We start from the raw sequence: 21,784 nt of genomic DNA, 5'->3' as shown, positions 1-21,784 counted from the left end.
CCGTGTTCTCCCTGCTCCTGAGCTTTCGCGAAGATCGATCGCGGACAACCGTACGCCTTGGGGGACCCGCTACGGAGCGAGCACGTCCAGTTCGTGCAGGGCGCCGACGGCGATCTCCTTGGTGAGCCGTTCGGCGGCCTCCGGGTCGCCCTCGCGTACCGCCTCGGCGAGGCGGACGTGCAGGGTGACGGCGGCCGGGTCGGGGTCCTCGAACATCACCTGGTGGTGGGTGCGGCCCGCGAGCACCTCGGCGACGACGTCCCCGAGCCGGGCGAACATCTCGTTGCCGGAGGCGTTGAGGACGATCCGGTGGAAGGCGATGTCGTGTTCGAGGTAGCCCTCCAGCTGCTGGCCGCGTGAGGTGGCGACCATGCCGAGGGCGCGTTCGGTGAGTTCGGCGCACTGCGCGGCGGTGGCGTGGCGGGCGGCGAGGGACGCCGCGACCGGTTCGATCGCGGAGCGCAGCACGGTGAGGGAACGCAGCTGGCGGGGGCGGTCGGCGCCGGCGAGGCGCCAGCGGATGACCTGGGGGTCGTAGACGTTCCAGGTCTCGGTGGGGCGGACCGTCACGCCGACCCGGCGGCGGGATTCGACCAGATGCATCGATTCCAGGACCCGGACCACTTCGCGCACGACCGTACGGGAGACGTCGAAGCGCTGGGCGAGCTCGTCGGTGCGCAGGACGCTGCCGGGCGGGAACCGGCCGGAGGAGATCTCCAGACCCAGGGTGTCCAGCACATGTGTATGCAGCCCCTGGCTCTGTGTGGTCATGGTCCAAGCCTACGGCGCGACCCCCGGGAACAATAAGTACGACGTTTATGTCACAGACTCTTGAATAAGTCGTACCTAATAGGTTTCAGTAGCGCGACGGACCGATGTCGAAGAAGACAGCGAGACACCTCCATGAACACGGCACCCCCCATGAGCACCCCCCACGTCGTCGTGGTGATGGGCGTAGCAGGAACCGGCAAGACCACGATCGGTCCCCTGCTCGCCGCCGAACTCGGCGTTCCGTACGCCGAGGGCGACGACTTCCATCCCCCGGCGAACATCGCCAAGATGTCGGCCGGCACCCCCCTGGACGACGACGACCGGTGGCCGTGGCTGGACGCCATCGGCGCGTGGGCGCTCGGGCGGGCGGGGCTCGGCGGGGTCGTCTCCAGCTCCGCGCTCAAGCGGGTCTACCGGGACCGGCTGCGGGACGGGGCGCCGGACGCCGTCTTCCTGCATCTGACCGGTGACCGGGCGCTGATCGAGGAGCGGATGGCGGACCGCAAGGGCCACTTCATGCCCACCGCGCTGCTCGACTCGCAGTTCGCGACGCTGCAGCCGCTCCAGGCCGACGAGGCCGGAGTGAGCGTCGACGTGTCCGGCACTCCTGAGGAAATCACCCGGCGAGCCGTCGCCGCGCTGCGCCGGCTCGATAGTTAAGGACCTTCACCGTGACCAGTCTCAGCGTCGAGATGCTGGCAGCGGAAGCCGCCGAACCGATCACCTCGGCAGGCAACGCTCAGTTGGGCATCGCCGTCCTGGCGGGCATCGCCGTCATCGTTCTCCTCATCACCAAACTCAAGATGCACGCGTTCCTCGCGCTGACCATCGGTTCGCTGGCGCTCGGCTCCTTCGCGGGAGCCGCCCCGGCCGACACGATCGCCAGTTTCACCGCGGGCCTCGGCTCCACCGTCGCGGGTGTGGGCGTCCTGATCGCGCTCGGCGCGATCCTCGGCAAACTGCTCGCCGACTCGGGCGGGGCCGACCAGGTCGTCGACACCATCCTCGCGAAGGCGAGCGGCCGGGTCATGCCCTGGGCGATGGTCCTGATCGCCTCGATCATCGGTCTGCCGCTGTTCTTCGAGGTCGGGATCGTGCTGATGATCCCGGTCGTGCTGCTCGTCGCCAAGCGCGGCAACTACTCCCTGATGCGGATCGGCATCCCGGCGCTGGCCGGGCTCTCCGTGATGCACGGGCTGATCCCTCCGCACCCCGGCCCGCTGGTCGCGATCGACGCCCTGGACGCCAATCTCGGCGTGACGCTGGCGCTCGGCGTGCTGGTCGCCATCCCGACGGTGATCATCGCCGGTCCGGTGTTCTCCCGCTACGCCGCGCGCTGGGTGGACATCAAGCCGCCGGAGAACATAATCCCGCAGCGCCCCTCCGAGGACCTGGACCGCCGTCCGGGTTTCGGCGCGACCCTGGCGACCATCCTGCTGCCGGTCGTCCTGATGCTGCTGAACGCGCTCGTCGAGATCGTGGTCGACAATCCCGAGAACGGTCTCCAGAAGGTCACCGCGGTCATCGGCTCGCCGCTGATCGCCCTGCTCGCGGCCGTCCTCGTCGGGATGTTCACGCTCGGCCGGGCCGCCGGATTCACCAAGGACCGGCTCGCCGGCACCGTGGAGAAGTCCCTCGCCCCGATCGCCGGAATCCTGCTCATCGTCGGCGCGGGCGGCGGCTTCAAGCAGACGCTGATCGACGCCGGGGTGGGCCAGATGATTCTGGAGTTCTCCGAGAACTGGTCGATACCGGCCCTGCTGCTCGGCTGGCTGATCGCCGTCGCGATCCGCCTCGCCACCGGCTCGGCCACCGTCGCCACCATCTCGGCAGCCGGTCTGGTCGCCCCGCTGGCCGCCGACATGTCGGCCTCGCACGCGGCCCTGCTGGTGCTGGCCGTCGGCGCCGGTTCGCTCTTCTTCAGCCATGTGAACGACGCCGGGTTCTGGCTGGTGAAGGAGTACTTCGGCATGGACGTCGGCCAGACCGTGAAGACCTGGTCGGTGATGGAGACGATCATCTCCGTGGTGGCCATGGCCTTCATCCTGCTGCTGTCGCTGTTGCTGTAGCGGGGCCCGTGCTCGTACACATGTCCGCGCCCGCCCCCGGAGTGTCCGGGGGCGGGCGCGGACATGTGCGTACGGAGGTCAGCGGCGGGCGGACCCGCTCTCGGCCGCCTTCTCCAGCTGGAACGCCTCGTTGCCGAGGCCGATCCGGGCATGCACCTCGGGCTTGACCGAGCGCAGCACCGCCCCGTACACGAGGCCTCCGACGAGCGCGAGGATGATCACGCCCGGAAGCAGCCAGTTGAGGGCCGAGCCAGGGCCGGAGCCGACGAGGACGTCGAAGTCGCGGACGGTGAGGACGGCGATCGACAGGAGCGCGAGTCCGGCGAGGGCGGAGGCGACCAGGCGCGGGGCCTGCGCGCGGCCCGCGCCGCGCTTGACGAAGAAGGCGATGACGGCGAAGGAGGCGGCGGCCATCAGCAGGATGACGCCGAGCGCCCCGACGTTGCCCATCCAGGTGAACAGCCGCAGGACGGGGGCGGTGGGGTCGCCGACCGGGTGGTCGTCGGTGAGGGCGAAGGCGAGCACGATCACGACGGAGACGAGGGTCTGGAGCAGCGAGCCGGTGCCGGGAGCGCCGCTCGCCCGGTTGGTGCGGCCGAAACGGGCGGGCAGCAGACCCTCGCGGCCCATCGCGAACGCGTAGCGGGCGACGACGTTGTGGAAGCTGAGGAGCGCGGCGAACATCCCGGTGACGAAGAGGATGTGCAGGATGTCGGTGAAGGTGGAGCCGAGTCGTGCCTCGGTGAGGCCGAACAGCAGGCCGGGGCCCTCCTTGAGGGAGGTGTCGGCGACGGAGCCGGGTCCGGCGGCGACGGTGAGGGCCCAGGAGCTGATCGCCAGGAAGAGCGCGGCGTAGCCCACCGCGAGGAACATCACCCGGGACACCACGATCTGCGGGCGGCTCGTCTCCTCCGCGTACACCGGGGCCTGCTCGAAGCCGACGAACGCGGCGATGCAGAAGCAGAGCGCGGTGCCGAGCCCGGCGCCGGTGAGGGTCTCGGGGTTGAAGGCGTGCAGCGACAGGCCCTCAGGGCCGGGCTTGCTCACGGCGGCGATGTCGAAGATCACCACGAGGGCGCACTCGATGACCAGCAGGACGCCGAGCACCTTGGCGTTGAGGTCGATCTTCAGCCAGCCGAGGACGCCGACGACGGCCGCCGCGACCAGCGCCGGTATCCACCACGCCAGCTCGATGTCGAGATAGGTGGCGAAGATACCGGAGACCTCGAAGCCGAGGATCCCGTAGATGCCGACCTGCATCGCGCTGTACGCCACCAGCGCCACGAGCGAGGCGCCGGCGCCGGCGGTGGGGCCGAGCCCCCGGGCGATGTACGCGTAGAACGCGCCGGCGTTGTGGACGTGCCGGCTCATCTCCGCGTAGCCGACGCTGAACAGCATCAGGACGACACCCAGGATGATGAAGAGCAGCGGCTGGCCGACGATGCCCATCACGCCGAAGACCGTGGGCATCACTCCGGCGACCACCATCAGGGGGGCGCTGGCCGCGACGACCGACAGCAGGAGGCCGGGGGTGCCGAGCCGGTTCGCCCGCAGGGCGCGTTCCTCGCCCTTGTAGGTGTTGATCCCGCCGGTATCGGCCGTCCTCCTCGTGGTGCCGGTCTCACTGGAAAATGAACTGCCGGTCGACATGGCGGGATGGGTCCCTTCTTCGTGGTGGGGTGGTGCCTTTCCTGCCTCACGGACCGCTTGACGTGCCGTGCTTCACGGGGCGGGCTTCACGGGTCGGGCTTCACGGGGTGCCGAGCGCGTAGGCGCGCGCGGCGACGAACGCGGCGTGCGGCTCCCGGCCCGCGTACGACCAGGGCGCGGCGGTGGCGTACGGGCCGATGCGGTGGAAGAGGGCGGCGGCCTCGGCGGGCCGCCCCTCGCAGACCTTGGCGTGCGCCAGGAAGTTCAGGTCGAGACGGTGGCGCGGGTGGTCCTCGCGCTCCCATTCCAGCCACCAGTCGAAGGCGGTCTTCATCACCTGCCGGGCCCGGCGGCCGGACCAGTGGCCCGAGGCCGTCGGGTCGTCGGACTCGATTCCGGCGGCGACCAGGACGCGGTAGCGCTCGGCGTGGGCGATGACCGGGAGCACGGCCAACGGGGAGTCGGCGGGTGCCAGTTCGGCGGCCCAGGCGGCGAAGTCGTACACCTCGTGGAGGGGGTCGTGGCCGCTCGCGGGGTTGCTCTCGGCCAGCAGAGCGGCCATCACGTGGTGGGCGTGATGGTGGTCGGGATGGCGGGAGCGCACCTCCTCGAAGAGCCTGCCGGTCTCGTCCGCCCCGTCGTCGCGGCCCCGGTCCAGGAGGAGCAGCGCGAGCCAGGGGGTGGGGTCGTCGGGGAGGAGGCGGGCGGCGGCGAGGCAGGCTTCCCGGGCGCGGGCGGCGTCGTTCGCCTTGGCCTTGGGCCGCAGCGCGCGGGCGACCCGTGCGCAGCCGAGAAGGGTGGCGGCGTCGGCGCTCTCGGGCTCGACGAGCAGCCAGTCACCGGCCCAGTCCACGGCGGACGAGGTCTCGGCGAGGGCCAGAAAGCGATGTCCGCGGCGGTCCCAGTCCCGCCCGGTGCCCACCAGCAGGGTGCGGGCCTCGGACCATCTGCCCTGGACGAACTGGCCGCGTGCGGCGATGAGTTCATCGTCGTCGAGGGCAGGGTCGAAGACGTGGTCCGAGCGGCTGCCCCGACGACGGGAGCGGCCCAGGGGCGGCGGAGGCGGGGGCATGCCGCGGGCTTCTTTCGATGCGGTGTGCGAGCGGATGATCGCGCACAGCAAAGCGGCAGGCCATGCTCCCCGTCAAGGGGCGCCCGATGTCACCTCTATGCACTTTTCAGCTACTTGGCTGGAATTCATCCCATCGACTCGGGTGTTCGCACAGCGTGCGGCGGGGTCGGTGGGCGCGGAGTGGCGCCTGACACACTGGGGACATGGAACCCCGCGAACCCCTCAGCCCCTTCCTCCTGGCCTTTCCCGGACCGTTGCGCGACAGGCTGGTGGCGGCGGTCCTCTCCGGCGAAAAGGTGTCCACCTCCGGGCTGTTGGCCGAGTACGAACGGGAGGGGGAGGAGCTTCCCCCCGTGGGCGAGCGGTCCGCGCTGATCGACTCGGAGGGGCGGGAGGTGGCGGTGCTGGAGCTGACCGGCGTACGGGTGCTGCCCCTCGGGGAGGTGGATCTGCGGCACGCGCTCGACGAGGGCGAGGGATACCGGTCGGTGGCCGAGTGGCGGGCGGGGCACGAGCGGTTCTGGCACAGCGAGGAGATGCGGGAGGCACTGGGGGATCCGGGGTTCACGGTGAACGACGCGACGCTGATCGTGGCGGAGCGGTTCCGGGTGGTCGAGCGGCTGGGGTGACGTCGGGGCCCCGCCCCGAACCCCGCTTCTCCCTCGCCGGAGGGGCTTGAAACATCAGGCCCGCCTACAGGGCCCGCGCCGCCGCCCGGCCCGCCGCACGGCCCGAGAAGATGCAGCCGCCCAGGAACGTGCCCTCCAGGGAGCGGTAGCCATGGACTCCGCCACCGCCGAAGCCCGCGGCCTCGCCCGCCGCGTACAGGCCGGGGAGGGGGGCGCCCTCGGCGCTGAGGACACGGGAGGACAGGTCCGTCTCCAGGCCGCCCAGGGACTTGCGGGTGAGGATGTTGAGGCGGACGGCGATCAGCGGGCCCGCCGCCGGGTCCAGGACGCGGTGCGGTTTCGCGGTGCGGATGAGGCGGTCGCCCAGGTAGGCGCGGGCCCCGCGGATCGCGGTGACCTGGAGGTCCTTGGTGAAGGGGTTGGCGATCTCACGGTCGCGGGCGGTGATCTCGCGGCGCAGGCTCTCCTCGTCGATGAGGCCGTCGCCGGTGACCGCGTTCATGCCCCGGACCAGCGCGCCGAGGTCCTTCTCGACGACGAAGTCGACGCCGTGGTCCATGAACGCCTTGACCGGCGCGGGCACGTCCGCGCGGGCCCGGCCGATCACGTCGCGGACCGACTTGCCGGTGAGGTCCGGGTTCTGCTCGGAGCCGGAGAGCGCGAACTCCTTGCCGATGATGCGCTGGTTGAGCACGAACCAGGTGTAGCCGTGGCCGGAGCCCATGATGTGTTCGAGGGTGCCGAGCGTGTCGAAGCCGGGGAAGAGCGGGACCGGCAGCCGTCTGCCGCGGGCGTCCAGCCAGAGGGACGAGGGGCCGGGCAGGATCCGGATGCCGTGCTGGGCCCAGATCGGGTTCCAGTTCTCGATGCCCTCGGTGTAGTGCCACATCCGGTCGCGGTTGATGTGGTGCGCGCCCGCCTTCTCGGCGATGCCGAGCATCAGCCCGTCGACGTACGCGGGCACCCCGGAGAGCATCTTCTCGGGCGGGGTGCCCAGGCGCTCGGGCCACTGGGCGCGGACCAGGTCGTGGTTGCCGCCGATGCCGCCGGAGGTGACGATCACCGCCTGGGCCTTCAGCTCGAAGACGCCGGTGACCTCCCGGCCGCTCGCGGTGCCGCGCTCGGCCGGGCTGGGCTCCAGGATCTCGCCGGTGACCGTGTCGAGTGCCCCGGCGGTGCGGGCGAGACCGGTGACACGGTGCCGGAACCTCAGCTGCACGAGCCCCTTGGCGACGCCCGCGCGGACCCGCCGCTCGAAGGGGGCGACGACGCCGGGGCCGGTGCCCCAGGTGATGTGGAAGCGGGGTACGGAGTTGCCGTGGCCCGTCGCGTCGTAACCGCCGCGTTCGGCCCAGCCGACGACCGGGAAGAGGCGCAGCCCCTGCTGATGCAGCCAGGAGCGCTTCTCACCGGCGGCGAAGTCGACGTACGCCTCGGCCCACTTCCGTGGCCAGCGGTCCTCCTGCTCGCGGTCGAAGCCCGCCGTGCCGTACCAGTCCTGGAGGGCCAGCTCCCGGCTGTCCTTGATCCGCAGCCGGCGCTGTTCGGGTGAGTCCACGAGGAAGAGGCCGCCGAACGACCAGTGCGCCTGGCCGCCGATGGACTGCTCGGGCTCCTGGTCGAGGAGGATCACGGAACGGCCGGCGTCGACCAGTTCGGCGGTGGCCACGAGCCCGGCGAGTCCTGCCCCGATCACGATCACATCAGCGTCGTACGCCATGGGTTCCATCCTGTCGGGGTGGCTCGGGGGCGGGCGGGGAAGGTCAGCCCACCGGTCGGCGAAACGTGGGTCGGCGAAACGTTCAAGTTACCCGTGCGTCAGATCTTGGATACCAGCCAGGGCCACGTCAACCGTCCGGGTGCTGTTGGATGGAACGCATGACGCCCTCTGACGAGATTCTGGACATCGTCGACGAGAACGACGAGGTCATCGGGCAGGCCCCGCGTGGCGAGGCGACCGCGCGGAGGCTGCGGCACCGCTGTGTGTTCATCGAGGCGCGCGACGTCGACGGGCGGGTCTTCGTCCATCGGCGTACGCCCACGAAGCTGGTCTTCCCCTCGCACTACGACATGTTCGTCGGCGGGGTGGTGGGTGCGGGCGAGTCGTACGACGAGGCGGCGCTGCGCGAGGCGGAGGAGGAGCTGGGGGTCTCGGGGCTGCCGCACCCCGAGCCGCTGTTCCGGTTCCTCTATGCCGACGCCGACTCCGGACACACCTGGTGGTCGGCCGTCTACCGGGTGCGGTGCGAGCTGCCGGTGTCCCCACAGGCCGAGGAGGTCGCCTGGCACACGTTCCTCGACGACGCGGAGCTGGAGCGGCGGCTCGGCGACTGGCCGTGGGTGCCCGACGGGGTGGAGGCGTACCGGCGGCTGCGGGAGTTCCGGGCGGGCTGACCGGGCTGACCGGGCCCGATCGGCATGTACCCCCTAGGGTTCCAGATGTGAACAAGATCGTGCAGAGCGTGCGGCTGTGGTTCGCGCCGCAGCGGATCCGGGAGGAGGGGAACACCCCCGACTACCGGTTCTCCCTGGCCAACGAGCGGACGTTCCTCGCCTGGATCCGGACGGCTCTGGCCCTGATCGGCGGGGGTTTCGCCGTCGATCAGTTCCTGCCGGAGCTGGTGTGGGGCGTGCGGGCCGGGCTCGCGCTCGGGTTGCTGGCCGCCGGGGTGTTCTGCGCGCTGCGGGCGGTCAACCACTGGGTGCGGTGCGAGCGGGCGATGCGGCGGGGCGAGGATCTGCCGGTGTCCCGGTTCCCGACCCTGCTGAGCCTCGTCGTCGCCGTCGTCGCGGTGGCGATGGTGGTGGTGGTCCTCTTCGGCTGGGAGGGCGTGTGACGGCGACGGCGGAGAGGGATCCCGGGCTGCAGCCCGAGCGGACACGGCTGGCCTGGCGGCGTACGACACTGTCCGCCACGGTCGTCGCGCTGCTCGCCGTGCGGCAGGCGCTGCTCAGCGGGGCGACACCGGCCGCGCTGATCGCGGTGGCGCTGAGCGCGGCGGCCTGGCTGGGGTTCCTGGGGGTGGCCCACCGCCGGATGCTGCGGATGGAGGCGGCGCGGCCGGCGCCGCTCGCCCCGCGCGGGGCGCTGGCGGCGGCGCTGTGCACGGTGGCGCTGGCGGTGTTCGCCGCGGCGATGCTGTTCTGAGCCGGGCCTGCCCGGCCGGGCGCGGGCACCGATGCTGTTCCGAGCCGGGCTGCCGGACCAGGCCCGAGCGGCGATGCTGTTCCGGGCCCGCCCCGACGGTCCGTCCGGGCGGGCCCGGGTCGCTCAGGCGTCCCAGTCCACCGTCACCACGATCTTGCCGCGGGTCCGCCCCTCCTGGTTGAGCCGGTACGCGTCGGCAGCCTGCTCCAGCGGGAACACCCGGTCCACATGGACGGTGACGATGCCCTGTTCGGCCAGTTCCGCGACCTGGGCCAGATCGTTCGCGTCGGGGCGCACGAAGGCGTAGCGGCCGCCGTAGGAGAAGACCTCGCTGTCCGCGATGGAGGCGAGCCGGCCGCCAGGGGCGAGGGTGTCGGCGGAGGCGCGCAGCGCGTCGCCGCCCACCGTGTCGAAGGAGGCGTCGAAGCCGTCGGGGACCAGTTCGCGCAGCCGGTCGACGAGGCCTTCGCCGTACTCCACGGGCTCCGCGCCGAGGCTGCGGAGGTGCTCGTGGTTGCGGGGGCTGGCGGTGCCGATCACCCGGCACCCGGTGTGCCGGGCCATCTGGACGGCCAGCGATCCGACGCCTCCCGCCGCCGCGTGGACCAGAACGGTGTCGCCGTCCCGGATCTTCAGGGTGCGGTGCAGCACCTGGTAGGCGGTCAGGCCGGCCAGCGGCAGGCCCGCGGCCTCCTCGAAGCTCAGGCTCAGGGGCTTGCGGGCGAGAGTGCGCACCGGGGCGGCGACGTACTCGGCGAACGTGCCCCGGGAGAGGAAGTCCTCGCGTACGTAGCCGATGACCTCGTCGCCCACCGCGAACTCGTCCACCGCGACGCCCGGTTGTACGACGACCCCGGAGACGTCCCAGCCGGGGATCACCGGGAAGACGGCTTCGAGGCCCCCTTGGAGGTAGCCCTCGCGGGCCTTCCAGTCGACCGGGTTGACGGCGGCCGCCCGTACCTTCACCAGGACCGAGTCGGGGCCGACCTTGGGGTCGGGCCGCTCGCCGTATTCCATGACGTCGGCGGAGCCGTACGCGCTGTAGCTGATCGCCTTCATCCCTCGACCTTCCGCGCAGGTCGGGGCCGCCGCAACTCAGGGGGTACGGCCGGGGGCCCTCTCACCAGCGCGGGACGGTGGGCGCCGTCCATGTCGTGTCGGCGGCGCGCATCGCCGCCGCGTCGTCGCGCTCACGGTAGGTCGCGTTCTCCATCCAGCGCCGGTGCAGGGCGGACAGGCGCTCGCGGTCCAGTTCCACGCCGAGGCCGGGGGCGTCGGAGACGGCCAGCCGCCCTCCGGTGAAGGTGTGGCGCTCGGTGATGACGTCCTCGGTCTGCCAGGGGTAGTGGCTGTCGCAGGCGTACGCGAGGTCCGGCACGGTGGCGGCGACGTGGGTCATCGCGGCGAGGCTGATGCCGAGGTGGGTGTTGGAGTGCATGGAGAGTCCGACGCCGAACGTGCGGCAGATGCCCGCCAGCTCCCGGGTGCGGTGCAGCCCGCCCCAGTAGTGGTGGTCGCTCAGGACGATCTGGACGGCGTCGCGGGCGAAGGCCTCGGGGAGCTCGGCCAGGGTGGTGACGCACATGTTGGTGGCGAGTGGGACGTCGGTTCCGGCCGAGACGGCGGCCATGCCGTCCGTGCCGCTGGTGGGGTCCTCGAGGTATTCGAGGACGCCCTTCAGCTGCTCGGCGACGTACAGCGAGGTGGGGACGGACCAGGCGCCGTTCGGGTCCAGCCGCAGCGGGCGGCCCGGGAACGCCTCGGCCAGCGCGCGCACCGCGGCGATCTCCCGGTCGGGCTCGAAGACGCCGCCCTTGAGCTTGAAGGAGCCGAAGCCGTAGGTGTCGGCGAAGCGCCGGGCCTGGGCGACGACGCCGGCCGGGTCGAGCGCGGCCCCCCAGTCGTCGGCCTCGCCCGCTCCGGGGTGGGCGGCCCAGCGGTAGAAGAGGTACGCGCTGTACTCGACGGTGTCGCGGACCTTGCCGCCGAGCAGGGTGTGCACCGGCAGGCCCTGTGCCTTGCCGAGGGCGTCCAGGCAGGCGACCTCGAAGGCGGAGACGGCCGAGAGCCGGATCTTCTCCACGTTCCTGACTCCGCGGAGTCCCCCGGCGTCGACCCGGTCGTCGGCCGCGCGCGAGTCGCCGCACACCTCCTCGGCCAGGGCGAACAGTCCGTTCAGATCCATGACCGTCCGGCCGGGGAGCGCCTCGGCGAGGGAACGCGCGGGTTCCAGGTAGGCGCCGTCGCCGTACGTCTCCCCCACGCCGGACGTTCCGTTCCGGGTGACGACCTCCACGATCAGGCGAGGGGTGTACGGCTGGTGGACGCCCTGCGTGTTCAGCAGGGGCGGATCGGCCACGAGGATCGGGGTGAGCCGGACGGTTTCGATCACCAGATCGTCTGTATTCATACGTGAACTCTATTCAGGGATGCGTTTCCCTGCCAGAGCCGTGCCGGCTTCCGCACCTCGGATCACGGGAGGACACTGGACGACATACCGACTGGTCGGCATCATGGTTCCCGATCGCCAGTCGCCTCGTTCCGTCGCCCGGAGGTACGCACCATGAGCTCAGTCCCCCCACCAGGTCTCGACCTCGAGCTGCTGCGCGGCCACCTCGACCGTGAGCGGCCCGGGATGGTGAGCGGGCCCCTCGAAGCCCGGCTGATCGAGGGCGGCCGCTCGAACCTCACGTACACCGTCAGCGACGGGGCGGGCCGGTGGGTGGTGCGCAGGCCTCCGCTCGGCCATGTGCTGGCCACCGCGCACGACATGACGCGCGAGCATCGCGTGATCAGCGGCCTGTACCCCACCGCCGTCCCGGTGCCGGAGCCGCTGCTGCTCTGCGAGGACGACAGCGTGATCGGCGCCCCGTTCTACGTGATGGAGTACGTCGAGGGCACCCCGTACCGCACCGCCGAGCAGCTCGCGCCGCTGGGCCCCGAGCGCACCCGGGCGGCAGTCCTCGGGCTCATCGACACCCTGGTCGACCTGCACGCCGTGGATCCGGGGGCGGTGGGGCTCGGGGACTTCGGGCGGCCCGACGGCTTCCTGGACCGGCAGTTGCGGCGCTGGGGCAAGCAGTTGGACGCCTCCCGCAACCGTGACCTGGCGGGCATCGACGAGCTGCACGCCTCCCTCGGCCGCGGGCTGCCCTCCTCCCCCGCGCCCACCGTCGTCCACGGCGACTACCGCCTGGACAACGTGCTGCTCGGCTCCGACGACCGGATCAGGGCCGTCCTCGACTGGGAGATGTCCACGCTCGGCGATCCGCTGACCGACCTCGGGCTGCTCGTGATGTACAGCTCCGACCTCGACCTGCCGGAGTCGCCCGTCTCCACCACCAGCGGCGCGGCCGGGCACCCGTCCGCCGCCGAGCTGATCGAGCGCTACGCGGCCCGCTCGGGCCGGGACACCTCAGCCATCTCCTGGTACACCGCGTTCGCTTGGTTCAAGCTCGCCGTGATCCTGGAGGGCATCCACTACCGCTACACCCTCGGCCAGACCGTCGGCGCGGGCTTCGACCGGATCGGAGATCTGGTCCCCGTCTTCATCGAGCACGGCCTCACCACCCTCCAGGAAGGCTGAACCCCATGGACTTCGCATTCGACGCCCGTACCGAGGAGCTGCGGAGCAAGCTGCTCGCGTTCATGGACGAGCACGTGTATCCGGCCGAGGAGGTCGCCGAGGAGCAGCGGGCGCGGCTCGCATCGCCCTGGGACACCCCGGCGGTCGTGGGCGAACTGAAGGCCGAGGCGCAGCGGCAGGGGCTGTGGAACCTCTTCCTGCCGGACGCGGAGTACGGGGCCGGGCTGACGAACCTCCAGTACGCCCCGCTCGCGGAGATCACCGGACGCTCCCCGCACCTCGCGCCGACCGCGCTGAACTGCGCGGCCCCGGACACCGGGAACATGGAGGTGCTCTTCCAGTTCGCCACCGACGAGCAGAAGAAGCAGTGGCTGGAGCCGCTGCTCGCCGGGGAGATCCGCTCCGCGTTCGCGATGACGGAGCCGGACGTGGCGTCCTCGGACGCGACGAACATCGAGACCCGGATCGTCCGCGACGGCGGTGACTACGTCATCAACGGGCGTAAGTGGTACATCTCCGGGGCGATGAACCCGGACTGCGCGGTCTTCATCGTGATGGGCAAGACCGACCCGGACGGCGCGGACACCCGCCGCCAGCAGTCGATGATCCTGGTGCCGCGCGACACCCCGGGGCTCGAAGTGCGGCGGGCCATGCGGGTGTACGGGTACGAGGACCACTCGCACGGCGGTCACGCCGAGGTGGTCTTCCACGATGTCCGGGTGCCCGCGGCGAACCTGATCGGCGAGGAGGGCGGCGGCTTCGCCATCGCGCAGGCGCGGCTGGGCCCGGGGCGGATCCACCACTGCATGCGGCTGATCGGGATGGCGGAGCGCACCATCGAGCTGATGTGCCGGCGGGCGGTGGCGCGTACGGCGTTCGGCAAGCCGCTCGCCCAGCAGGGCGTCGTGCAGAACTGGATCGCGGACGCCCGGGTCACGGTGGAGCAGTTGCGGCTGCTGGTGCTGAAGACGGCCTGGCTGATGGACACCGTGGGCAACAAGGGCGCGCACACCGAGATCCAGGCCATCAAGATCGCCACCCCGCGCGCGGTGGTGGACATTCTCGACTCGGCGGTGCAGCTGTACGGCGCGGGCGGGGTGAGCCAGGACTTCCCGCTGGCGGAGCTGTGGGCCTCGGCGCGGACGCTGCGGCTGGCGGACGGTCCTGACGAGGTGCACCAGCGGTCGCTGGCCCGGCGGGAGATCAAGCGGTACGTGTGACGGACAGCGGTGCGGCCCCCTCCCGAGGTGCTCTTCGGGAGGGGGCCGCTGCGGTACACGTACGGCAGGACTCAGAAGGTGAGCTTCCAGCTGTCGATGTAGCCGGTGTCCTGACGGGCGACGTCCTGGACCCGGAGCTTCCAGGAGCCGTTGGCGACCTCGGCGGAGGCGTTGACCATGTACGTGGTGATGACGTTGTCGGCCGAGTCTCCGCTGCTGGAGTTCTTCAGCCGGTACGCGGTGCCGTCCGGGGCCACCAGGTCGACGACCAGGTCGCCGCGCCAGGTGTGCTTGATGTCGACGCCGACCTGGAGGGCGGTCGGGGCGTTGCCCGTCCGTCCGGTGACCGCGATCGACGAGGTCACCGCGGCTCCCGCGTCCGGGACGGCGACATCGGTGGTGTTGCTGAACACGTCCCCGGCGGGCGGTTCGCCGCTGCCGGAGGACAGGGTCCAGACGGCGTGGGCCGCGGCGTCGCTGTTGCGGTCCAGGGCGGTGTCGTTGATGTTGCTCGTGGTGTCGCAGGACGAGTGGTAGCAGCGGTCGAACGCCTGCCCCGCGGTCCCGCCCCACTTCTGCGCCTGGGCGGCGGACTTGGTGTAGCCCGCGCCGGTGAAGAGTCCGCCGACGGGGACGCCGACGTTCTTGAACGGGGCGTGGTCGGAACGGCCGTCGCCCTCGGTCTCGATCTCGGTCGGGACCGACAGACCGGCGAAGTAGTCCTTGAAGGTCTTCTCGATGACCGGGTCGTCGTCGTAGACGAAGTAACCGGCGTTGGGCGAGCCGATCATGTCGAAGTTGAGATAGCCGGAGAGCTTGGAACGCTCGGCGGACGGCAGGTTGTTGACGTAGTGCTTCGAGCCGACCAGGCCCAGCTCCTCCGCGCCCCACCAGGCGAACCGCAGATGCTTGTCGGGCTGGTACTGGGCGCGGGAGACGGCGAGGGCGGTCTCCAGGACGCCGGCCGAGCCGGAGCCGTTGTCGTTGATCCCGGCGCCGGAGGAGACCGAGTCGAGGTGGGCCCCGGCCATCAGGACCTGGTTCGGGTCACCGCCGGGCCAGTCGGCTATCAGGTTGTAGCCGGTGGCTCCGTTGGAGGTGAACTGCTGGAGCGTGGTGGTGTATCCGGCCGCGTCGAGCTTGGCCTTCACGTAGTCGACGGACGCCTTGTAGCCGGGGCGTCCGTGGGCGCGGTTGCCGCCGTTGTTCGCGGCGATCGTCGAGAGCTGCGTGAGGTGGGCCTTGACGTTGGCCAGGGGAATGTCGGGCGCCGCGGCGGCCGTCGCCGGTGCCGGCTCGGCGGCGGCCTGGGCCGCCGGAACTCCGGCTCCGAGGACGGCGGCGAGGGCGACGGCCAGGGCGGCCGCCGGGGATCTGCGCAGGGTGAAACGGTTCGGTCTCATTCACGGGCTCCGGATTCCGTTGGGGACTGACGGAACGTGCGGGGGGTCCCCGGCCGTGTGGTGATCCGGCCGGGTCCTGGAGCGTGGGCCGGGACAAGCGGCCCAGAGGTGCGCAATGCGTGACCGATGCTCAAGGAAGTGACCGTGCTCCGTCAAGAGCGGAAACCGGACATAGCCGTTCTATTAACGAACAGTGGTTCGCCCGCGAACCCTGGCGCCTCATCGGGAGGCAGGACATACGACATATATCCAGACTCACCCCGACCGGCGGAGCCGGCCAGTGGGTGGTGGCCCCTGCTCCGGCCCGGAGCCGACTACGGGCGCAGGGCCCGCAGCAGCAGGTCCGCGAGGTGGTCGGCGACCTCCTGGCGGCTGAGCGGGCCGTCCGGGCGGTACCAGGTGGAGAGGTGGTGGACCGAGCCGAAGTGGTAGTCGACGACCAGGTCGGCGGGGGTGGCCGAGGAGAACACGCCGCTGCGCTGGCCCTCCTCGATCAGGGCCCGGAAGCGTTCGTGGTAGCGGCGGCGCTCGACGCGCACCTGCTTGTTCTTCTCGGGGCTCAGGTGGTGCATGGAGCGGAAGAAGATCGCCGCGTCGTCCAGGTTGTCGATGGTCGTGACGACCACGTCGGCCGCCGCGTCGCGCAGCCGCCGCTCGATGGGCGCCTCGGCGTCCGCGAAGGCGTCCAGCCGCTCCTGCTGGAGCCGCAGCACCCGGGCGTAGACCTCCTGGAGAAGGTCCTCCTTGGAGCCGAAGTAGTGGTAGAGCGCCCCCTTGGTGACACCCGCCGCCTCGACGATCTCCTGGACCGAGGTGCGGTCGTACCCGCGCTCGGCGAAGAGCCGGGTGGCGGCGGCCAGCAGCCTCTGAGGGACGGGAGTGCCGTTCTGATCCGTCGCCTTGGCCATGAGCCGCCACCTTCCTTTCGTACCGTGCGTGCGCTGTTTCGACGCTGTTCTAACGGGGGGAACGCAGTTCCCGCCTGAGGATCTTCCCACTCGCCGTCTTCGGCAGCTCGGCCAGGATCTCCACCTCGCGCGGATACTTGTACGCGGCGAGCCGTTCCTCGCAGTACGCGCTCAGCTCGTCGGACTCCACGGAGGCCCCCGGACGCAGGCTCACGTACGCCCGGACCGTCTCCCCCCGGTACGCGTCGGGTACGCCCACGACGGCCGCCTCGCGCACCGCCGGGTGGGTGTAGAGGACATCCTCCACCTCGCGCGGCCACACCTTGAACCCGGAGGCGTTGATCATGTCCTTCTTGCGGTCGACGACGTACAGCCAGCCCGCCGCGTCCATGAATCCGATGTCGCCGGTGCGCAGCTCGCCGTCCGGGAAGGCGGCGGCCGTGGCCTCGGGGAGGTTCCAGTAGCCGGAGACGACCTGGGGGCCGCGCACCGCGATCTCGCCCTGCTCCCCGAAGGGGACCTCCCGGCCCGTCTCGTCGAGGATCCGTACGAAGGTGTCGGGGCCGGGGACGCCGACGGAGAGGGTGCCCGAGACCGGGTCGACGGGGGCCTCGTGCTCGGGCGGGACCGAGGCGCAGGGAGCGGTGCACTCGGTGAGTCCGTAGCCGTTGCGGAGGTACGGGCCGAAACCCGCGCGGAACTTCTCCACGAGCGCGGGCGGCAGGGGCGCGCCGCCGGAGGAGATCACCCGGAACGAGGCGAAGTGGTCCGGGGTGACGTCCGGATGCGCGGCCAGCGCCATGAAGGCGGTGGACGGGCCGACGGTGTAGGCGGGTCGGTGGGCGGCGAAGGCCTCCAGGACGACGCCCGCCTCGAAGCGGTAGGCCAGGACGAGGGTGCCCGCGTTGGCGACGCAGGCGGCGAACTGACAGACCATGCCGGTGATGTGGAAGAGCGGGGCGAGCGCGAAGTAGGCGGCGCCCTCGGCGATCGGATGGCCGGTGCGCTGGCGTTCGGCGTTGACCATGATGTTGCCGTGGGCGTTCATCGCGCCCTTGGGGGTGCCGCTCGTCCCGGAGGTGTAGCTGATCAGCGCCGTGTCGGCGGCGGTGAGCTCCCGGCCTTCCGGGGCCGGGTTCCCGGCGCGGGCCGCGGTGAGCAGGTCGTCCGCGAGGTCGTGGGGGCCGGGGGCGGGGAGCCGTTCGAAGCCGAGGACACGGGGGTCGTCCACGGTCTGGAGGTCCAGCTCGCAGGCGGTGAGGGCGACGGTGAGCTGCGGGGCCGCCGCCACGGTGTCCCGCAGATACCCCTCCCACGCCCGGTCCGAGCAGATCAGCGCGGTGACCTGGGCGTCCGCGAGGACATGACCGACCTCCCCGGACTTGTACATCGGGTTGAGCGGTACGACGACGGCCCCCGCCTTCCACGCGCCGAGGAGCGCGAGGACGAAGTGCGGGCTGTTCTGGAGCATGATCGCGACCCGGTCGCCGCGGCGCAGCCCCCGGGCGGCGAGGTGTCCGGCCACCGAGTCGGACAACTCGTCGGTCTCGCGGTAGCTCAGCCGGCCGTCGAAGTAGGCCAGGGCCGGGCGGTCGGGCGCCCGCCCGGCGGCGGCCCGGAAGGCGTGCAGCGCGGTCGCGGGCGGGGTGACGGGGGCGCGCTGGGCGTCGCTGAGCAGGGCGAGCCACGGCCGGGCCGCGTAGATCGAGCCGCCGGAGTCGGGTACGTCGAAAGCCGGGCCGCCGGGGCCGCTGGGGGTGGGGGCACTCATGCGCCGCTCGCCTCCCACTTCTGCTGGAGGCGGTTCATACGGCCCATCCAGCGGTCGGGATCGGCGGCCCGGGCCTGGTAGTAGTCGGCGACCTCCGGGTGCGGCAGGACCAGGAAGCGGTCGGCGTCCATCGCCTCGAACAGCGCGTCGGCGACGGCGTCCGGCTCGATGGCGCCGGGAGCGAGGACCAGCTCGCCGGCCGAACCGGCGGCGGTGAGCATGTCGGTGCGCACGCCCTGCGGGCAGATCGCGTGCACCTTGATCCCGCGGTGGCGGTAGGTGAGGGAGAGCCACTCGGCGAAGGCGACCGCCCCGTGCTTGGTGACGCTGTACGGGGCCGCGCCGATCATCGTCAGCAGCCCGGCGGCGGAGGCGGTGGTGACGAAACGGCCGCTGCCGCGCTCCAGCCAGTGGGGCAGGAGGGCCCTGGCCGCGCGGACGTGGGCCATCACGTTGACGTCCCAGGCGGCGGCCCACACCTCCTCGTCGGCGAACGCGTCGCCGGGCGAGGCCAGGCCCGCGTTGGCGCAGTAGACGTCCACCGTGCCGTCCAGCGCCGCGCGGGCCGCGTCCACGATGCCCGAGGCGTCCCCGGCGACGGCGAAGCCGCCGATCTCCTTCGCGAGCGGTTCGATCCGGGCGAGGTCGAGGTCGTTGACGACGACCCGCGCGCCCCCGGCGGCGAACCTGCGGGCCAGGGCGGCGCCGATGCCGCCCCCGGCCCCTGTGACCACTACGCCGGCGCCCTGCACCGTACCCATCGTCATCCCGCCCTTCCTCTCCGGCTGCACCGGCAGACTAACCGGTCGGTATGTGATCCGGGAAGGGTCGGGAGCGGGCCGGACGGCGCCCGTACGGATCCCGGGGACCGGCTGGGGGAATCGGCTCGGTCCAGGTCGTTCCGCGCGGCCCCGGCCCGCGCTAGCGTGCGTGGCCATGACAGTCGGCGCGATCATGGAGGTAGCGGAATGAGCCTGTCCCGACGTGGTGTGCTGGCCGCGGGAGGCGCCGTGGGCGCGCTCGCGGCGACAGCGGCCGGCATGGGTCCCGCAGCGGCGTCGGCCGCCCCCGGGCGTGGCTCCGGGCACGGGCGCGGCCGGGTGCTCACCGGTTTCGACCGGCTGGCGGCCGACGGCTACCGGCTGCTGCGGGGCCAGAAGGTCGGGATCGTCACCAACCCGACCGGTGTCACGGCCGACGTCCGGCACATCGTCGACGTGATGCACTCGGACGCACGGGTGGACCTGACCGCCGTCTTCGGCCCCGAGCACGGGTTCCGGGGGACCGCGCAGGCGGGCGGCTCCGAGGGCCGCTACGACGACCCGGCGACCGGGCTGCCGGTCTACGACACGTACCTCAAGAGCGGGCAGCCGCTCGCGGACATCTTCACCGCCTCGGGCGTGGACACGGTCCTGTTCGACATCCAGGACGCGGGCGCGCGCTTCTACACGTACATCTGGACCCTGTACGACTGCATGGAGGCGGCGGCGCTCGCGGGCAAGCGCCTCGTCGTGCTGGACCGGCCGAACCCGGTGACCGGGCGGGCGGCGCTCGGGCCGGTGCTGGACCCGGCGTTCGGCACGTTCGTCGGGCGCCGGGAGATCGCCCAGGCGCACGGGATGACGGTGGCGGAGCTGGCGTTGTTCTTCAACGCGGAGTTCCTGCACGAGAATCCGGCGCGGCTCGACATCGTGACGATGTCGGGGTGGCGGCGCTCGGACTTCTTCGACGAGACCGGGCTGCCGTGGGTGCCGCCGAGCCCGAACATGCCGACGCCCGAGACGGCTCTCGTCTACTCCGGGACCTGCCTGTTCGAGGGCACGAACCTCTCCGAGGGCCGCGGCACCACGCGCCCCTTCGAGCTGCTGGGCGCGGAGGGCGTCGACCACCGCTGGGCGGCCGCGGCGAACGCCCTGGAGCTGCCGGGGGTGGCCTTCCGGGAGGCGTATTTCGCGCCGGTGTTCTCCAAGTTCGCGGGGAAGACGGTGGGCGGGGTGCAGGTGCACGTCCAGGACCGGGAGGTCTTCGACCCGGTCCGCACCGGGATCGCCCTGCTGGTGACGGCGAAGCAGAGCTGGAGCGGCTTCGCCTGGCGGCCGGACAACTGGATCGACAAGCTCACCGGGAACACCCGGGTCCGCACGATGATCGACGCGGGCGCGGACACCGACACGGTGGTACGGGCGTGGCAGCGGGACCTGTCGGCGTTCCGGGCGAAGCGGCGGAGGTATCTGCGGTACGGCGGATAGCGCGGACGTGCCGGACCTGGCCGGCCGGTGGGCGGTTCAGTCGGTCAGGTCCAGGTCGCCGAGGTATTCGCCGTCGTCGGTGAGGCCCCGCTTGCGGTAGCCGACGCGGAGGTAGAACTCCTCGGGACCGCCCTCGCCGGGCTTCCAGGTCACGGTCGAGACCGCCCCGCCCCGTCGGCGGATCTCCTCGTTCACCGCCCCCACGGCGAACCGCCCGTAGCCCCGGCCCTGCTCGTCGGCGGCGACGGCGAGCCGCCAGAGCCCGGAGCGGGGCGGGGCGTCCGGCACTCCGGCGTCGAAGTCGAACGGCAGGTCGAAGTACGCCATTACGAAGCCGACGATGCGCTCGCCGTCACAGATGAGCCGGGGCCAGGCGATGTCGGGATGCACATAGGCCTCGGCCAGGGACCGCGCGACCGGGGCGACGAACGCGCGCTGCGCGGGCGCGACCTCCAGCCGACAGGCGTCGAGCACCGTGTCGGGGGTGACCTTTTCCAGGCGCGGGTGAGCTGGTGTCATGAGCGAACCCAACCGCACGGAACCGTGCCTCCGCCATCGGGTTTCGAGCGCGCCGGCGAGGCCGCACGCCCCCGCACCACCCGTCCGCGCGCCGCTCCGCTTCCGTCAGCGGCACCCCCTCCCACATGGAGAGTCTCGGCCAATGGACGGATCCCACCTTTCGATGGAGCCGGAACGGGCAGGCGTACGTCCATTCCATGACGTCCAAGGACGAGCGACGGAGGTGGCGATGTCATGGCCGGTTTCCGGAGTCTTGCGAGACAGGTCCGCGATCCGATGGGGGATCTGGCCCTGCGGCGGTATTCGCTGCGCAAGTGTTTGGAGAGGTTCGCCCCGTACGGGCACCGGGCGACCTGGGACCATCTGTGCGCCCGGCACGGGATCGACCCCGAGGACCGGGCGCCCGATCCGGCCCGTCTGACGGGCGCGCTGGACGAGCTGGAGGAGGCGCGGGCCGTCTGGCTCGCGTACGAGGCGGGTTTCGCCGAGCGGCGGCGGCGCGAGAAGCACGCGGGGCTGCGGCGGCCCGGTGCGTTCGACGACTGGCACCGCCGCACCTGGGGTGGTCACGGGGTCGCTCGCTGTTCCGATCCGGGCGTCCATCCCACCGAGCCGCTCGCCGAGGTCCTGCGCCGTCTGATCGCGGCTCTGGGCGCCGGCCCCGGCTCCGCCTGTCCGGTCTGCGCGGGCACCGGCATCGAGTGGCGGCAGGAGCGGGGCGAGGCGCCGTGGGCGGGCCCGGTGTGCACGGGCTGCGGGATCGCGGTGCCGCAGCCCGCCCTGACCGAC

Annotated in this window: 21 protein-coding genes; 10 read left to right on the top strand and 11 right to left on the bottom strand. The window is 71.7% G+C overall.

What is annotated here, in order from left to right; genetic code table 11:
- Window positions 1-69 precede the first annotated feature (69 nt).
- Window positions 70-771, bottom strand: coding sequence for a FadR/GntR family transcriptional regulator (locus CR470_RS16315; RefSeq protein WP_097868320.1), 702 nt, complete (start codon window positions 769-771; stop codon window positions 70-72).
- A gap of 150 nt (window positions 772-921) precedes the next feature.
- Here CR470_RS16315 and CR470_RS16310 point away from each other — a divergent pair, with 150 nt between their 5' ends.
- Window positions 922-1,431 (top strand): gluconokinase, encoded by a 510-nt coding sequence (locus CR470_RS16310; protein WP_097868319.1) that lies wholly within the window; start codon window positions 922-924, stop codon window positions 1,429-1,431.
- A gap of 11 nt (window positions 1,432-1,442) precedes the next feature.
- Window positions 1,443-2,840 carry a GntP family permease gene (locus CR470_RS16305; RefSeq protein WP_097868318.1) on the top strand — a complete coding sequence of 466 codons (1,398 nt, stop codon included), beginning with the start codon at window positions 1,443-1,445 and terminating at the stop codon, window positions 2,838-2,840.
- Between the two features lie 78 nt (window positions 2,841-2,918).
- Here CR470_RS16305 and CR470_RS16300 read toward each other — a convergent pair whose 3' ends face one another.
- Both CR470_RS16300 and CR470_RS16295 read right to left on the bottom strand, forming a co-directional pair.
- Window positions 2,919-4,490, bottom strand: coding sequence for an APC family permease (locus CR470_RS16300; RefSeq protein ID WP_097868317.1), 1,572 nt, complete (start codon window positions 4,488-4,490; stop codon window positions 2,919-2,921).
- 100 nt (window positions 4,491-4,590) lie between these two features.
- Window positions 4,591-5,562, bottom strand: a complete 972-nt coding sequence (locus CR470_RS16295) for a hypothetical protein (RefSeq protein ID WP_097868316.1) — start codon at window positions 5,560-5,562, stop codon at window positions 4,591-4,593.
- Window positions 5,563-5,765: 203 nt separating this feature from the next.
- Between CR470_RS16295 and CR470_RS16290 the strand changes: the two genes are divergently transcribed.
- On the top strand, window positions 5,766-6,191 hold the full coding sequence (locus tag CR470_RS16290) for an ASCH domain-containing protein (protein ID WP_097868315.1): 426 nt from the start codon (window positions 5,766-5,768) through the stop codon (window positions 6,189-6,191).
- Between the two features lie 64 nt (window positions 6,192-6,255).
- On the opposite strand, the gene CR470_RS16285 is transcribed toward CR470_RS16290, so the two are convergent.
- Window positions 6,256-7,911, bottom strand: coding sequence for an FAD-binding dehydrogenase (locus tag CR470_RS16285; protein ID WP_097868314.1), 1,656 nt, complete (start codon window positions 7,909-7,911; stop codon window positions 6,256-6,258).
- 158 nt (window positions 7,912-8,069) lie between these two features.
- Between CR470_RS16285 and CR470_RS16280 the strand changes: the two genes are divergently transcribed.
- Genes CR470_RS16280 through CR470_RS16270 form a run of 3 tightly spaced genes read left to right on the top strand, consistent with a single transcriptional unit; the run spans window position 8,070 to window position 9,339 of the window.
- The gene (locus CR470_RS16280) at window positions 8,070-8,585 is read left to right on the top strand and encodes an NUDIX domain-containing protein (RefSeq protein WP_097868313.1); all 516 of its coding nucleotides are present in this window, start codon (window positions 8,070-8,072) and stop codon (window positions 8,583-8,585) included.
- A 47-nt stretch (window positions 8,586-8,632) separates the two neighbouring features.
- Window positions 8,633-9,028 (top strand): YidH family protein, encoded by a 396-nt coding sequence (locus CR470_RS16275; RefSeq protein ID WP_097868312.1) that lies wholly within the window; start codon window positions 8,633-8,635, stop codon window positions 9,026-9,028.
- On the top strand, window positions 9,025-9,339 hold the full coding sequence (locus CR470_RS16270) for a DUF202 domain-containing protein (protein ID WP_097868311.1): 315 nt from the start codon (window positions 9,025-9,027) through the stop codon (window positions 9,337-9,339). The genes CR470_RS16275 and CR470_RS16270 overlap by 4 nt, the downstream gene beginning before the upstream one ends.
- Before the next feature lie 123 nt (window positions 9,340-9,462).
- On the opposite strand, the gene CR470_RS16265 is transcribed toward CR470_RS16270, so the two are convergent.
- Both CR470_RS16265 and CR470_RS16260 read right to left on the bottom strand, forming a co-directional pair.
- Window positions 9,463-10,398, bottom strand: coding sequence for an NADP-dependent oxidoreductase (locus CR470_RS16265; protein WP_097868310.1), 936 nt, complete (start codon window positions 10,396-10,398; stop codon window positions 9,463-9,465).
- A gap of 61 nt (window positions 10,399-10,459) precedes the next feature.
- Entirely contained in the window at window positions 10,460-11,749 is a 1,290-nt protein-coding gene (locus tag CR470_RS16260; RefSeq protein WP_097868309.1) for an enolase C-terminal domain-like protein, read from the bottom strand.
- 153 nt (window positions 11,750-11,902) lie between these two features.
- On the opposite strand from CR470_RS16260, the gene CR470_RS16255 reads away from it, so the two are divergent.
- Both CR470_RS16255 and CR470_RS16250 read left to right on the top strand, forming a co-directional pair.
- On the top strand, window positions 11,903-12,925 hold the full coding sequence (locus CR470_RS16255) for a phosphotransferase family protein (protein WP_097868308.1): 1,023 nt from the start codon (window positions 11,903-11,905) through the stop codon (window positions 12,923-12,925).
- 5 nt (window positions 12,926-12,930) lie between these two features.
- Window positions 12,931-14,145 (top strand): acyl-CoA dehydrogenase family protein, encoded by a 1,215-nt coding sequence (locus tag CR470_RS16250; RefSeq protein ID WP_097868307.1) that lies wholly within the window; start codon window positions 12,931-12,933, stop codon window positions 14,143-14,145.
- Window positions 14,146-14,216: 71 nt separating this feature from the next.
- On the opposite strand, the gene CR470_RS16245 is transcribed toward CR470_RS16250, so the two are convergent.
- The 4 genes from CR470_RS16245 to CR470_RS16230 form a co-directional block, all read right to left on the bottom strand.
- Window positions 14,217-15,548 carry a M28 family metallopeptidase gene (locus tag CR470_RS16245; RefSeq protein ID WP_097868306.1) on the bottom strand — a complete coding sequence of 444 codons (1,332 nt, stop codon included), beginning with the start codon at window positions 15,546-15,548 and terminating at the stop codon, window positions 14,217-14,219.
- A 314-nt stretch (window positions 15,549-15,862) separates the two neighbouring features.
- Entirely contained in the window at window positions 15,863-16,456 is a 594-nt protein-coding gene (locus CR470_RS16240) for a TetR/AcrR family transcriptional regulator (RefSeq protein ID WP_097868305.1), read from the bottom strand.
- A gap of 49 nt (window positions 16,457-16,505) precedes the next feature.
- A complete protein-coding gene (locus tag CR470_RS16235) occupies window positions 16,506-18,227 on the bottom strand; it encodes an AMP-binding protein (RefSeq protein WP_179892268.1) in 1,722 nt (573 codons plus the stop codon).
- Window positions 18,224-18,994, bottom strand: a complete 771-nt coding sequence (locus CR470_RS16230) for an SDR family oxidoreductase (protein ID WP_097868304.1) — start codon at window positions 18,992-18,994, stop codon at window positions 18,224-18,226. Before CR470_RS16230 ends, CR470_RS16235 begins: the two co-directional genes overlap by 4 nt.
- A 201-nt stretch (window positions 18,995-19,195) precedes the next feature.
- On the opposite strand from CR470_RS16230, the gene CR470_RS16225 reads away from it, so the two are divergent.
- The gene (locus tag CR470_RS16225; protein WP_097868303.1) at window positions 19,196-20,476 is read left to right on the top strand and encodes an exo-beta-N-acetylmuramidase NamZ family protein; all 1,281 of its coding nucleotides are present in this window, start codon (window positions 19,196-19,198) and stop codon (window positions 20,474-20,476) included.
- Between the two features lie 36 nt (window positions 20,477-20,512).
- Here CR470_RS16225 and CR470_RS16220 read toward each other — a convergent pair whose 3' ends face one another.
- Window positions 20,513-20,995 (bottom strand): GNAT family N-acetyltransferase, encoded by a 483-nt coding sequence (locus tag CR470_RS16220; RefSeq protein ID WP_097868302.1) that lies wholly within the window; start codon window positions 20,993-20,995, stop codon window positions 20,513-20,515.
- Window positions 20,996-21,229: 234 nt separating this feature from the next.
- On the opposite strand from CR470_RS16220, the gene CR470_RS16215 reads away from it, so the two are divergent.
- On the top strand, window positions 21,230-21,784 hold a 555-nt coding region (locus CR470_RS16215), incomplete at its 3' end, for a hypothetical protein (protein WP_097868329.1).

It is taken from the genome of Streptomyces sp. rh34 (genome assembly GCF_002551245.1).
Taxonomy (GTDB): domain Bacteria; phylum Actinomycetota; class Actinomycetes; order Streptomycetales; family Streptomycetaceae; genus Streptomyces.
This window is presented reverse-complemented; position numbering and strand designations above follow the sequence as displayed.